This is a genomic window from Streptomyces sp. NPDC035033 (assembly GCF_040636735.1).
Classification (GTDB): Bacteria; Actinomycetota; Actinomycetes; order Streptomycetales; family Streptomycetaceae; genus Streptomyces.
The window spans coordinates 73,290-86,193 of the sequence record NZ_JBEZUZ010000021.1 but is presented as its reverse complement, the minus strand read 5'-3'; the positions used below and the strand labels follow the sequence as shown (position 1 = coordinate 86,193).

The window sequence follows — 12,904 nt, the reverse complement described above, 5'->3', positions numbered from 1 at the left end:
CCCGCGGGGGGGGGGGGGGGGCGGGGGGGGGCCGGGGGGGGGGGGGGGGGGGGGGCGCCGGGGGGGGGGGGGGGGCCGGGCCCCCCCCCCCCCCCCCCCCCCCCCCGTCGGTGTGCGAGCGGGACCTCAGGCGGCCGGCGGCGGGGTCGGACCGGTGCCGCCGGGCGGGGTGCCCGGCGTGCCTCCGGGCGGGGTGCCGGGGGTGCTTCCGGGCGGGGTGCCGGGGGTTCCGTCGTCCTTGTGCCCGATCCGGTCGATGGCCTCCTTGGCCTTGCCGGTACCGGACTGGATCTTGTCGCTGTACTTGCCCTTGGTCTTCTCGTCGACCATCCTCGCGGCCTTGTCCAAGCCGTGGTCGATCTTCTCCCCGTGCTGCTGCGCGAGGTCCGCGACCTTGCCCTTGGCCGGGCCCAGCTTGGCCTTCAGTGAATCCAGGAGACCCATGGGGCACCTCTCCGTGTCCGTGTCCTGCCTACCTGTGGGCGGCTTCGCCGGTCCCGCCGTCCGGGTCCGGGAGCGGTACGGCGTCGGCGGCGGTGGCGACCGACTGCTGCCGCGGGATCTCCACGGCCCCGGCGGTGGACCCCACCGGGACGGTCACTCCCGCGACGGGCACCCGGGTCACCGTCCCTTCCGCCTCCGCGGTCTCCGTCGCTCCGGCCCCGGCCGTGCCGGAGCCGTCCGTCCCGGTCGCGTCCGTGCCGGAGCCGTCCGTCCCGGCCGCGTCCGTCCCGGCCGCTTCGCTCCGGGGCGGGAGGGCCTCGGCCGCGGCGTCCGCCGCGCCCTCCCTCTTCCCCTTCCTCACCCGGCGAAACATTGCGAAAACGCCCATATCCACTCCACAGCCTACTCGTTTAGGGGTCCCGTGCCGGGGAACGCGGCCCGGACCACGCAACGGGCAACGAACCCCCCACCCCCCTGTCACGTCGCTCGTTCGGGGACGCCCCCCGGGGTTTGCGAGACTGGGACGGTGAGAAGCGCAGCTCCCGCACCGCGGGTCATCGCCGTCGTCGGCCCCACGGCGGCCGGAAAGTCCGATCTGGGTGTGTTCCTGGCCCAGCAGCTCGACGGCGAGGTCGTCAACGCCGACTCGATGCAGCTCTACCGCGGGATGGACATCGGGACCGCCAAACTGACGCCGGAGGAGCGCGGCGGCGTCCCGCACCGCCTCCTCGACATCTGGGACGTCACCGAGGCCGCCAGCGTCGCCGAGTACCAGCGCCTCGCCCGCGCCGAGATCGACCGGCTGCTCGCCGAGGGCCGCACCCCCGTCCTCGTCGGCGGTTCCGGCCTGTACGTCCGCGGCGCCGTGGACGCCCTGGAGTTCCCCGGCACCGACCCCGGGATCCGGGCCCGCCTGGAGGCCGAGCTCGACGAGCGCGGCTCCGGGGTCCTGCACGCCCGGCTCGCCGCCGCCGACCCCGAGGCGGCCCGCGCCATCCTCCCCAGCAACGGACGCCGGATCGTCCGCGCCCTGGAGGTCATCGAGATCACCGGGAAGCCCTTCACCGCCAACCTCCCCGGCCACGAGTCCGTCTACGACACGGTCCAGATCGGCGTCGACGTCGCCCGCCCGGAGCTCGACGAGCGGATCGCCACCCGCGTGGACCGCATGTGGGAGGCCGGGCTCGTCGACGAGGTCCGCGCCCTGGAGGCGCGCGGACTGCGCGAGGGGCGCACGGCCTCCCGCGCGCTCGGCTACCAGCAGGTGCTCGCGGCGCTCGCGGGGGAGTGCACCGAGGAGGAGGCGCGCGCCGAGACCGTGCGCGCCACCAAGCGCTTCGCCCGCCGCCAGGACTCCTGGTTCCGCCGCGACCCCCGTGTCCACTGGCTCAGCGGGGCCGCCGATCACCGGGGGGAACTCCCGCGGGAGGCCCTGTCGTTGGTCGAACGAGCGGTTACAGCCTGATCACGTGATGGCATCGGGACGCTCCGCCCGTCATTTCGGCGGTCGGGAGCGTGCCATCATCGAGCATCGATCGACCAAGTGGAGTCCGAGTTGGGAGGGCGCGTGGCGATGGAGGCCGGCCCTCGCGACAGAGAACAGCACGAGGCGGTCCCCGGGGGTGCCCCGGGGCTGACCCCCGACGGACCCGACGACGCCGAGGGCTCCGCCGTCGAGGTCGACGCCGGCGAGGTCGAGGTCGAGCTGCGCCCGCGGCGCCTGCTGAGGATCTGGCAGCTCGCCCCCATCGTGGGGCTCGCCGCCGTCGGTTCGCTGATGTTCGCCTTCCCGCTGGCCTTCGGCTCCGGCGACGGCGGCGCGGTCGTCGCCATGCTCGGCCTGCTGATCAGCTTCTGCGCCGCCGGCTGGGGCATGATGGCCGCCCGCAAGGTCGGGTACACCTGGCCGGGACTGCCGGAGCGCGGCTCGGGCGAGCGGCCCGACTGGCGGGTCCTCGCCCTGTACGCGACCACCATCGCCGCCGTCGTCGCCCTCGCGGTCTGGCGCGTCGCCCGCCTCCGCTGACCCCGTACGGGCCCGGAGCCCGGCCCCGCGCGGACGGCACGGGGCGGGGAAGGGCCGGCCCTGTGGACGACCGGCACGGGCACGGCGGCGGACCGGCCGCCCTGTGGACAACCGGAACGGCCGTCCGGGCGGCACCGTACAGTTGCTCTCGTGACCAGCACGCAGACCACCCCGCTCCGCTACCTCAAGGGCCACGGCACCGAGAACGACTTCGTGATCGTCCCCGACGCGGAGAACGAGATCGACCTGCCCCCCGCCCTCGTCGCCCGGCTCTGCGACCGTCGCGCCGGCCTCGGCGGCGACGGCGTGCTGCACGTCGTGCGCAGCGCCGCCCACCCCGAGGCCCGGACCATGGCCGACGAGGCCGAGTGGTTCATGGACTACCGCAACGCCGACGGCTCGGTCGCCGAGATGTGCGGCAACGGGGTCCGGGTCTTCGCCCGCTACCTGGAGCACGCCGGCCACGTCACCGCCGGAGAGGTCGCCGTCGCCACCCGCGGCGGGGTCAAGCGCGTCCACCTCGACAAGGACGGCTCCGTCACCGTCTCCATGGGCCGCGCCGTCCTCCCGGCCGAGAGCGTCACCGTCGCCGTCGGCGGCCGTAGCTGGCCCGCGCGCAACGTGAACATGGGCAACCCGCACGCGGTCGCCTTCGTCGAGGACCTCGCGCACGCGGGCACGCTGTACGACGAGCCGCCGTACGAGCCCGCCTCCGTCTACCCGGACGGGGTCAACATCGAGTTCGTGGCCGACCGGGGCCCCCGCCACGTCGCCATGCGGGTCCACGAGCGCGGCGCCGCCGAGACCCGCTCCTGCGGCACCGGCGCCTGCGCCGTCGCCGTCGCCGCGGCCCGCCGCGACGGCACCGACCCGGCCGAGACCGGCGCCCCCGTCACGTACACCGTGGACGTCCTCGGCGGGACCCTCGTCATCACCGAGCACCCCGACGGCGAGATCGAGATGACCGGACCGGCCGTCATCGTCGCCGAGGGCACCCTGGAGCCCTCCTGGCTCGCCCAGGACTGAGCCCGGCCGCCCGGCCCCGGCCCGGCGGCGCGGTCGGAACGGCCCGCCGTCGGGGCGGACCCGGCGCGGCCGGAACAGCCCGGCACCGACGGCGGGCCGCCGCCGGAACAGCCCGTAATCGAAACAGTCAACGACTGTCCTGTCGCTCGAATGGGTGATCCGGTTCGGGCTGGGCGAGAGCGTGACCGCGCCGCGTGGTGGGGTCGGTAGCATCAAGCACCGGCCCTCCGGGCTCCGCCCGCCCGTCCACCGCCGGTCGACGTCGCCGGAGGTGCCCCATGAGCGCAGAGGCCACGAACCCCGTGAGCGCGGCCGAGGCCGCGGCCACCGACCCGGGAGTCCGCAGGCGCGGACGCGCCCGGCTGGACCTGCGGAGGCTCGGCCGGGCCGCCCTGCTCGGCGCCACCGCGGGCCCCGCCCCGCGCGACCGGCTGCCCGACGCCATCGGCCACGTCGCCGAGGCCCACCGGGCCCACCACCCCGAGGCCGACCTGTCGGTGCTGCGCCGGGCGTACGTCCTCGCCGAGTCCTCGCACCGGGGCCAGTTCCGCAAGAGCGGCGAGCCGTACATCACCCACCCGCTCGCGGTCACCCTCATCCTCGCCGAACTCGGCGCCGAGACCACCACCCTGACCGCCTCCCTCCTCCACGACACCGTCGAGGACACCGAGGTGACGCTCGATCAGGTGCGCCGCGAGTTCGGCGACGAGGTCGCCTACCTCGTCGACGGCGTCACCAAGGTGGAGAAGATCGACTACGGCGCCGCCGCCGAACCCGAGACCTTCCGCAAGATGCTCGTCGCCACCGGCGACGACGTCCGGGTCATGTCGATCAAACTCGCCGACCGGCTCCACAACATGCGCACCCTCGGCGTGATGCGGCCCGAGAAACAGGCCCGCATCGCCAAGGTCACCCGGGACGTCCTCATCCCCCTCGCCGAACGGCTCGGCGTCCAGGCCCTCAAGACCGAACTGGAGGACCTGGTCTTCGCGATCCTCCACCCCGAGGAGTACGAGACCACCCGCGCGCTCATCGCCGACGCCACCGGCTCCGGCTCCCCGGACGCGCTCGCCGCCGTCGCCGAACAGGTCGGCGCCGTCCTGCGCGAGGCGGGCATCGCCGCCGAAGTCCTCGTCCGCCCCCGCCACTTCGTCTCCGTCCACCGCGTCCGCCTCAAGCGCGGCGAACTGCGCGGCTGCGACTTCGGGCGGCTCCTCGTCCTCGTCGCCGAGGACGCCGACTGCTACGGGGTCCTCGGCGAGCTCCACACCTGCTTCACCCCGGTGATCTCGGAGTTCAAGGACTTCATCGCCGCCCCCAAGTTCAACCTCTACCAGTCGCTGCACACCGCGATCGCCGCCCCCGACGGGGCCGTCGCCGAGGTCCTCATCCGCACCCACCGCATGCACAAGGTCGCCGAGGCCGGCGTCGTCGCCCTCGGCAGCCCCCACGCCACCGCCCCGGACGCCACCGACCTCCCCGAGGGGGCCGAGGACGGCGAGCGCGCCGACCCCACCCGGCCCGGCTGGCTCGCCCGCCTCCTCGACTGGCAGGAGTCCGCCCCCGACCCCGACACCTTCTGGAGTTCGCTCCGCGCCGACCTGGCCGAGGACCACGAGATCACCGTCTTCCGCGCCGACGGCGGCACCCTGGGGCTCCCCGCCGGGGCCAGCTGCGTCGACGCCGCCTACGCGCAGCACGGCGAGGCCGCCCACGGCTGCCTCGGCGCCCGCGTCAACGGCCGGCTCACCCCGCTGAGCACCGTTCTCTCCGACGGCGACACCGTGCAGCTGCTCCTCGCCCAGGACACCGGCTCCGGGCCCTCCCCGGACTGGCTGGACCACGCCCGGACCCCCGCCGCCAGGATCGCCATCACCGGCTGGCTCCAGGCCCACCCGGAAGCCGCCGCCCAGCCCGCCGCGACCCCCCGCCCGCAGCTCAGCGTCGCCGCCGACCGCAGCTCCGGCGCGGAACTCCACGCCGACCTCGACGACGGCCCGCCGGCCGCCGTCCGCCCGGCCGGCTGCTGCACCCCCGTGCCCCCCGACGAGATCACCGGCTTCCGGGTCCGGGGCGGCGCCGTCACCGTCCACCGCACCGGCTGTCCGGCCGTGGAGGCCATGCACCGGCTCGGCCGGACCGCCGTCCCCGTCCGCTGGGGCGACGCCGCCCGCTGCCGGGTCACCCTCGTCGCCGAATCGTTCGGCCGCCCCGGTCTGCTCGCCGACCTCACCGAGGCCATCGCCACCGCCGGCGCCGAGGTCGTCTCCGCCACCGTCGAGCCGCCGAACGAGCAGCGCGTCCGCCACACGTACACCCTCCAGCTCGTCGACGCCGCCGAACTCCCCGGTCTCATGCGGGCCATGCGCGACGTCCCCGGCGTCTACGACGTCGGCCGCACCCACCGCCGCTGAGGCCGGCCCGTCCGGAACCCGCCCGGAGTGACCTCCTTCGGGTGGCGGGTGCGCGCGTCGGCCGGGGGAGCGGGGCGGGACCCTGGTAGCCCTGGCCCATGGCGCACACTTCCCCGCCCGCCCGTCCGGCCCTCGTCGCCGCCCCGCAGGCCCCCGAGACCGCCCCGTCGCCCGGCGGCGGCCGGGCCCGGCCGGGCCGCCGGCCCTGGCTCCGGTCCGCCGCCCTCGTCGCCGCCACCGCCGGCCTGGTCGCCGCCGCGCTGCCCGCCCCCGCGCCGCTCGGCATCGGCGACCCGCTCTTCCCGCACCTCGGCAACCCCGGCTACGACGTCCTCGCCTACGACATCGACCTCACCTACTCCGGCGTAAACACCGAGCCGCTCACCGCCGTCACCCGCGTCGAGGCCCTCGCCACCGCCGACCTCGACCGGCTCCACCTCGACTTCACCCACGGCACCGTCTCCGGCGTCACCGTCGACGGCCTGCCCGCCGCCCACGAGACCAGCGGCGAGGACCTGGTCGTCACCCCCGTCGCGCCGATCGACGCGGGCGAGACCGTCACCGTCACCGTCCGCCACACCAGCGACCCGCGCGGCCCCGCCGACAGCGGCGGCTGGGTCCGCACCTCCGACGGCCTCGCCATGGCCAACCAGGCCGACGCCGCCCACCGGGTCTTCCCCTCCAACGACCACCCCTCCGACAAGGCCGCCTTCACCTTCCGGATCACCGCCCCCAGCGACCTGACCGCCGTCGCGAACGGCCTGCCCGCAGGCCGCGCCGACCACGGCGCCACCACCACCTGGACCTACCGCGTCCGCCACCCCATGGCCACCGAGCTCGCCCAGGTCTCCATCGGCCGCTCCGCCGTCCTGCACCGCACCGGCCCGCGCGGCCTGCCCGTGCGGGACGTGGTCCGCGCCCAGGACCGGGAGGCGATGGAGCCCTGGCTGCGCAGGACCCCCGGCCACCTGGAGTGGATGGAGGGCAAGGTCGGCCCGTACCCCTTCGAGACGTACGGCGTGCTGGTCGCCGACGCCACCACCGGCTTCGAGCTGGAGACCCAGACCCTCTCCCTCTTCGAGCGCCGGATCTTCACCGACACCCGCTTCCCCGAGTGGTACGTCGACGCGGTCATGATCCACGAACTGGCCCACCAGTGGTTCGGCGACAGCGTCTCCCCGCGCACCTGGTCCGACCTGTGGCTCAACGAGGGACACGCCAGCTGGTACGAGGCGCTGTACGCCGACGAGACGGCCGGCCGGTCCCTGGAGCGGCGGATGAAGGCCGCGTACACCGCCTCCGACGGCTGGCGCGCGGACGGCGGGCCGCCGGCGGCGCCCCGCCCGCCCGCGCCCGGCCGGAAGATCAGCCTCTTCCGGCCCGTCGTCTACGACGGCAGCGCCCTCGTCCTCTACGCCCTCCGGCAGGAGATCGGCACCGGTGCCTTCGACCGGCTCCAGCGGCGCTGGGTCGCCGACCACCGGGACTCCACCGCCACGACCGCCGACTTCACGGCGCTGGCGGAAGAGGTCTCCGGACGGGAGCTCGACGCCTTCTTCGCGGGCTGGCTGTACGGGGAGAGGACCCCGCCGATGCCCGGACACCCGGACTGGCGCAGCCTGCCGCCCGGGGACGCCCAGCCCTGAGGAAACCCGCGTGACGGGCGCGGGGCGGCCGTGTCACCATTTTCAGGTCGGCGACGCGGCCGGGCGGCGGGTTTCCCCCGGGGAATCTTCCGGAGCCGCCGCACGTTGTACCGACATCATCGTTTCAACCGACGTAAGGATCCAATGACCTCCTCTTCTTCCCCTTCCCAGGACGAGCAGAGCTTCGCGCAGTCGCGCCGCACCGAGAGCCTTCGGGCCGATGCCCTGATGGAAGAGGACGTCGCCTGGAGCCACGAGATCGACGGAGAGCGGGACGGCGACCAGTTCGACCGCTCCGAGCGCGCGGCCCTGCGCCGCGTCGTGGGCCTCTCCACCGAGCTCGAGGACGTCACCGAGGTCGAGTACCGGCAGCTGCGCCTGGAGCGCGTCGTGCTCGTCGGCGTCTGGACCTCGGGGACCGTGCAGGACGCCGAGAACTCCCTCGCGGAGCTCGCGGCCCTCGCCGAGACGGCGGGCGCCCTCGTCCTCGACGGCGTGATCCAGCGCCGCGACAAGCCCGACCCGGCCACCTTCATCGGTTCCGGCAAGGCCCAGGAGCTGCGGGACATCGTCGTCGAGACCGGCGCCGACACCGTCGTCTGCGACGGCGAGCTCAGCCCCGGCCAGCTCATCGCCCTCGAAGACGTCGTCAAGGTCAAGGTGGTCGACCGCACCGCCCTGATCCTCGACATCTTCGCCCAGCACGCCAAGTCCCGAGAGGGCAAGGCGCAGGTCGCCCTCGCGCAGATGCAGTACATGCTGCCGCGTCTGCGCGGCTGGGGTCAGTCGCTCTCCCGGCAGATGGGTGGCGGCGGCGGTGGCGGCATGGCCACCCGTGGCCCCGGTGAGACCAAGATCGAGACCGACCGGCGCCGCATCCGCGAGAAGATGGCGAAGATGCGCCGGGAGATCGCGGAGATGAAGACCGGTCGCGACATCAAGCGGCAGGAGCGGCGCCGCAACAAGGTGCCGTCGGTCGCCATCGCCGGATACACCAACGCGGGCAAGTCCTCGCTGCTCAACCGCCTCACGGGCGCCGGCGTCCTGGTGGAGAACGCGCTGTTCGCCACCCTGGACCCGACCGTCCGCCGGGCCGAGACGCCGTCCGGCCGGGTCTACACCCTGGCCGACACGGTCGGCTTCGTCCGGCACCTGCCGCACCACCTGGTCGAGGCGTTCCGCTCCACCATGGAGGAGGTCGCCGACGCCGACCTCATCCTGCACGTGGTGGACGGCTCGCACCCCGCCCCGGAGGAGCAGCTGGCCGCCGTGCGCGAGGTCTTCCGGGACGTCGGCGCGGTGAACGTGCCGGAGATCGTGATCATCAACAAGGCCGACGCGGCCGACCCGCTGGTCCTCCAGCGCCTGCTCCGCGTCGAGAAGCACTCCATGGCCGTCTCCGCCCGCTCGGGCGAAGGCATCGAGGAGCTGCTCGCCCTGATCGACCGCGAGCTGCCGCGCCCGGAGGTGGAGATCGAGGTCCTCCTGCCCTACACGCAGGGCGGTCTCGTCTCCCGCGTCCACGCCGAGGGCGAGATGCTCTCCGAGGAGCACACCCCGGAGGGCACCCTGGTCAAGGCCCGGGTGCACGAGGAACTGGCGGCGGCCCTCGCGCCGTACGTCCCCGCCGCGCACTAGCGAGCACGATCCGTGGCACGACCCCGTGCCACGGCCCGCACAGAAGGTCTCCGGCCCCCTCCCGAGCACGGGAGGGGGCCGGAGACCTTTTCCGGGACCTTTCCCGGACCGAGCCGGGGCTGTGAGGGGCCTGCTCGGGCCTTTCCCCCGCCTGGACGGCCCCGGCATGCCCGGTACCAGCGGTCGGCCGACGAGCCCGCCGCCCCAGGGCGGCCGATTCCCGTCACGTTCCGTCACGTCACGTTCCGTCCCGTCACTTTCCGTCCCGTCACGTTCCGTCCCGTCACGCTCCGTCCCGTCACGACCGGAGCCGTCGCCACGCCGAGGGGGCGGGACCGTCCGGTCCCGCCCCCTCAGACGCGTACGGTCACCGGATCACTGCCCGGCGTACTTCTTGCTGACCTCGTCGAAGATCGCCTTGGCCTCGGGGCCGAGCCGCGGACCCGCCAGCCAGCCGGCCGTCGACGGGCCGATCGAGGTGTTCGACACCAGCGCGGGCTGCCCGTCCTTGCCCTGCGCGACCCAGCCGCCACCGGACGAACCAGCCGTCATGGTGCAGCCGATCCGGTACATCGTCGGCTGCTCCGCCTTCAGCGACAGCCGGCCCGGCTTGTCGGCGCACTGGAACATCTTCTGGCCGTCGAACGGCGGCGCCGCCGGGTAACCGGTCGCCGTCATCTTCGCGATCTTCGGCACCGCCGGGGCGTTGAACTCGACCGGCAGGGCCGTGCCGACCGTCTCCTCCAGCGACTTGCCGGTGGAGCCCTTCTCCGGCGTCACCTGGATGACCGCGAAGTCGTACGGGGCGCCCGCGCCACCGGTGGACGCGCCCTGCGCGATCCACTGGTCGGAGGTCTTCACCCAGTCCGCCCACCACACGCCGTACGGGGCGATCTGCTCGCGCGTCGCCTTCTCCAGCGCGGAGGTCTCCATCGCGTCGTCGTTGTACGAGGGGACAAAGGCGATGTTGCGGTACCAGCCGCCCTCCTTGCCCTTGTGGACGCAGTGGCCGGCCGTCCACACCAGGTTGGACTTGCCCGGGTGGGCCGGGTCCTTCACCACGGTGGCCGAGCAGACCATCGACCCGTCGGGGCCGTCGAAGAACACCTTGCCGGACGCCGGCGAGTTGGCGTGGTACTTCGCCGGGACCGCCGCCGCCTTCACCGGGTCCGGCGTCGGGTCGGTGACACCCTCGTCGCCCGAGATGTCCTCCTCCTCGACCGGCCGCTCCGGACGCTCGGCGTCCCGCATCCGGTCCGGGTCCCAGAGGTCCTCGATGATCGGGTTGACGAAGTCCTTCGCCTCACGGAGCCACTTGTCCTTGTCCCAGTTCCTCCACTCGCCGTCGCGCCACTTGTCGACGTCGATTCCGTGGTCCTTCAGGCGCTGCTTCAGGTCGTCCGGAATCTTGATCTTGTCGACCGGGTTCTCGCTCACCGGCGCACTGGGCTTGTCTCCCGCGTTCTCCTCGGTCGGGCCGCAGGCCGTCGCGGTGAGCGTCAGCGCCGCGACGGCGGACGCCGCCATCAGCAGCGGACGAATCGATCGCATCTCGTGATCCCCCTGGGACTACGTCAACTGGTGCATGTCTGAGCATCGGTCGCACCCGGGTCCGGACGGACCCGGGAACGACGGCCCCCACTATGCCGGTGCCGGAGGGGACGGTACGCGCCCCGTACCCGGTTCCGGAGGCGGTACGGCCGTTGTCATGCCGTGATCCGGGACACGCCAAGGATCTTGCCGTCGGCCCGTGTTCCCCGGCAGTTCCCGTCGTTGGTACGGACGGGGGACACAACGGTGGCGTTCGGAGCGGCCCTTGGGCGCGCTCCGACGACCCGCCGATGTGCAACGCAACTGTTATCGCGGGAGGACACCGAGCCGTGGCCGTGACCGAATCAGTTCCAGCCACCGCCCCCACCCGGCCCTCGACGCCGGACCCCGACACCGGTACCGCTCCGGCGCCGGCCACCGACACCGGCCCGCTCCCGGGACCGGCGGCGCGGACGGGAACGGACGCCGTTCCGAATCCGGCCGCGGGGGCGGGAACGGACGCCGTCCCGAATCCGGCCGCGGAGGCGGGGACGGGCGCCGTCCCGGAGCAGGCGGCGGGCGCGGGGACCATGGGGCACCCGAGGGCGGAAGACCCCGTCGCGGACCGAGCCGCGACAGAAGCCCCCGAGCCGACAGCCCCCACGGCGGAGGACCCCCCGGCAGACGGCCTCCGGGCGGACGGCCGCCAGGCGGGTGGCCTCCCGACGGACGGCCGCCCGGAGGCCGGCTCCCCGGCGGGTGGCTCCCCGGCAGGCGGTCCCGCCGCGTCGACCCGGCGCGGCTACGGGACGGCGGCGGGCGGCGGCTACGAGGCCATCCTGCGGCGGCAGGCCCAGCGCGAGTCCGCCGCCCGCACCTACGCCCGCTCGCTGCCGATCGTCCCGGTCCGCGCGCGCGGCCTGACCATCGAGGGCGCCGACGGGCGCCGCTACCTCGACTGCCTCTCCGGCGCCGGCACCCTCGCCCTCGGCCACAACCACCCGGTCGTCCTCGAAGCCATCCGCAAGGTCCTCGACTCCGGCGCGCCCCTCCACGTCCTCGACCTCGCCACCCCCGTCAAGGACGCCTTCACCTCCGAACTCTTCGCCACCCTCCCTCCGGAACTCGCCGCCGACGCCCGCGTCCAGTTCTGCGGACCCGCCGGCACCGACGCCGTCGAAGCCGCCCTGAAACTGGTCCGCACCGCCACCGGCCGGCGCGGCATCTTCGCCTTCACGGGCGCCTACCACGGCATGACCGCCGGAGCCCTCGCCGTGTCCGGCGGCGCCGAGGACGTCCGGGTCACCCGGCTCCCGTACCCCCAGTCGTACCGCTGCCCCTACGGCGTCGGCGGCGAACGCGGCGCCGAACTCTCCGCCCGCTGGACCGAGAGCCTCCTCGACGACCCGAAGAGCGGCGTCACCACCCCCGCCGGGATGATCGTGGAGGCCGTCCAGGGCGAAGGCGGCGTCCTCCCCGCCCCCGACGCCTGGATGCGCCGCATGCGGAGCATCACCGCCCGCCACTCCGTCCCCCTCGTCGTGGACGAGGTCCAGACCGGCGTCGGCCGCACCGGCGCCTTCTGGGCCGTCGAGCACAGCGGCGTCGTGCCCGACGTGATGGTCCTCTCCAAGGCCATCGGCGGCTCCCTCCCGCTCGCCGTCATCGTGTACCGCTCCGGGCTCGACGCCTGGGAACCCGGCGCCCACGCCGGCACCTTCCGCGGCAACCAGCTCGCCATGGCCGCCGGCACCGCCACCCTCGCGTACGTCCGCGAGAACCGGCTCGCCGAACGGGCCGCCACCCTCGGCGCCCGGATGCTCGAACGGCTCCAGGGCCTCCGGGCCGCCCACCCCCGCGTCGGTGACGTCCGAGGCCGCGGCCTCATGATCGGCGTCGAACTCGTCGACCCCGAAGCCGCCGGCCCCGACGACGCCGTCGCGCCCGCCGCCCCGGCCCTCGCCCGCGCCGTCCAGCGGGAATGCCTCGCCCGCGGACTCATCGTCGAACTCGGCGGCCGCCACTCCGCCGTCGTGCGCCTCCTTCCTCCGCTCACCCTCACCGACGAGCAGGCCACCGCCGTCCTCGACCGCTTCGCCGACGCCCTCGCCGCCGCCGACCGCGCCCACGTCCCCCGGCCGCCCTCCCCCCACCGGCCCGCTCCTGGACCCTCCCACTGA

Annotated in this window: 10 protein-coding genes; 7 read left to right on the top strand and 3 right to left on the bottom strand. The window is 74.5% G+C overall.

Annotated elements, in window-relative coordinates; genetic code table 11:
- Positions 1-126 precede the first annotated feature (126 nt).
- Positions 127-444, bottom strand: coding sequence for an antitoxin (locus AB0E83_RS11900; RefSeq protein ID WP_362109224.1), 318 nt, complete (start codon positions 442-444; stop codon positions 127-129).
- A 28-nt stretch (positions 445-472) separates the two neighbouring features.
- The gene (locus AB0E83_RS11895; RefSeq protein WP_362109222.1) at positions 473-805 is read right to left on the bottom strand and encodes a hypothetical protein; all 333 of its coding nucleotides are present in this window, start codon (positions 803-805) and stop codon (positions 473-475) included.
- Between the two features lie 165 nt (positions 806-970).
- Here AB0E83_RS11895 and miaA point away from each other — a divergent pair, with 165 nt between their 5' ends.
- The 6 genes from miaA to hflX all read left to right on the top strand — a co-directional run bounded on the left by miaA (position 971) and on the right by hflX (position 9,194).
- Positions 971-1,909, top strand: coding sequence for a tRNA (adenosine(37)-N6)-dimethylallyltransferase MiaA (miaA, locus tag AB0E83_RS11890; protein ID WP_362109220.1), 939 nt, complete (start codon positions 971-973; stop codon positions 1,907-1,909).
- A gap of 108 nt (positions 1,910-2,017) precedes the next feature.
- Complete coding sequence (locus AB0E83_RS11885) at positions 2,018-2,470, top strand: hypothetical protein (RefSeq protein WP_362109234.1); 453 nt, start codon at positions 2,018-2,020, stop codon at positions 2,468-2,470.
- Positions 2,471-2,620: 150 nt separating this feature from the next.
- Positions 2,621-3,496 (top strand): diaminopimelate epimerase, encoded by an 876-nt coding sequence (gene dapF, locus AB0E83_RS11880; protein WP_362109218.1) that lies wholly within the window; start codon positions 2,621-2,623, stop codon positions 3,494-3,496.
- Between the two features lie 278 nt (positions 3,497-3,774).
- Positions 3,775-5,910, top strand: a complete 2,136-nt coding sequence (locus AB0E83_RS11875) for an HD domain-containing protein (RefSeq protein WP_362109216.1) — start codon at positions 3,775-3,777, stop codon at positions 5,908-5,910.
- 98 nt (positions 5,911-6,008) lie between these two features.
- A complete protein-coding gene (locus AB0E83_RS11870; protein ID WP_362109213.1) occupies positions 6,009-7,556 on the top strand; it encodes a M1 family metallopeptidase in 1,548 nt (515 codons plus the stop codon).
- Positions 7,557-7,700: 144 nt separating this feature from the next.
- Positions 7,701-9,194, top strand: coding sequence for a GTPase HflX (gene hflX, locus AB0E83_RS11865; RefSeq protein WP_362109211.1), 1,494 nt, complete (start codon positions 7,701-7,703; stop codon positions 9,192-9,194).
- A 375-nt stretch (positions 9,195-9,569) separates the two neighbouring features.
- Here the strand turns inward: hflX and AB0E83_RS11860 are convergent, their stop codons facing one another.
- The gene (locus AB0E83_RS11860) at positions 9,570-10,745 is read right to left on the bottom strand and encodes a hypothetical protein (RefSeq protein ID WP_362109209.1); all 1,176 of its coding nucleotides are present in this window, start codon (positions 10,743-10,745) and stop codon (positions 9,570-9,572) included.
- Positions 10,746-11,314: 569 nt separating this feature from the next.
- Here AB0E83_RS11860 and AB0E83_RS11855 point away from each other — a divergent pair.
- Positions 11,315-12,904, top strand: coding sequence for a diaminobutyrate--2-oxoglutarate transaminase family protein (locus AB0E83_RS11855; protein WP_362109207.1), 1,590 nt, complete (start codon positions 11,315-11,317; stop codon positions 12,902-12,904).